Source organism: Bariatricus sp. HCP28S3_D3 (assembly GCF_052065755.1).
Taxonomy (GTDB): Bacteria; Bacillota; Clostridia; order Lachnospirales; family Lachnospiraceae; genus Allocoprococcus.
In genome coordinates this window covers 1-796 of the sequence record NZ_JBQHTK010000093.1, presented here as the reverse complement: position 1 = coordinate 796, position 796 = coordinate 1, and the positions used below count along the sequence as shown (strand labels likewise).

At 45.0% G+C, this 796-nt stretch carries 1 protein-coding gene; it reads right to left on the bottom strand.

What is annotated here, in order from left to right:
- Nucleotides 1-52: 52 nt before the first annotated feature.
- Nucleotides 53-796, bottom strand: a 744-nt coding sequence (locus tag ACTNB3_RS17845) for a hypothetical protein (protein WP_441027305.1), incomplete at its 5' end; no start/stop codon positions are given.

The following is a 796-nucleotide window of genomic DNA, read 5'->3' as shown; positions in this document are numbered from 1 at the left end:
GAGCAGGTTAATAATAATGTTAATACCAGTGTTACGATTCTTCTTTTCTTTCTCATATTATTTCTTCCTCCTTTTCACATTCTCCCCAGGCGCGGATCAATATTTTAAAATCTTTTGCTTCTTCAAGCTTTGCACCTCTAACGATATGATATTTCGGTGTCTGCGTGGCTGACCCCTCATCAAGCATCATGATCCATGCTCCATCTGTACCGTTTCCGGTAACAGTAATCTGCACGGATGGAACACTTAAAAATGGTACTGGGTATTCCTGCGCAGCCTGCTTTGCAGAGATGTAACATCCGCCCCAGGCGTTCGTCGCATCAAGCGTTTTCTCTACTGTGATCCATTGTTCCATTCTTCCACTTGCATATTTTCTGTATCCGTTTCGTTGATCACCACCCTCTTCTGTTTCGCGCACATCAAGTAACTTTGCTACTGCCAATAAGTGCTGGATCCTCAATTGTCGCATGTGCGTGTCTGATTCAATTTCAAGCCCATACCCATCGATCGTCATTTTATCCGTCGATACAGTGTTCCATCCATTTTCTGATCCCAGATCATTCGTTTGGCTGTTCGCTACGACAGTTATCCTGCCGTCTTTAACCGTTACTTTTCCCTCTGTGCGGTGTAGCGCGTCAAGTTTTTCGATGAACTCACTTTCAAATATCGATCCATAGAATTCGTATCCTTTAAACGTCTCCGCTTCGATATTTACGGCCGAGAACTTATACATCTCCCACTCCGTACCATTCCACCGGTATGTTGCCCCCTGCACCAGTCCGGCTGTTGTTCCGGT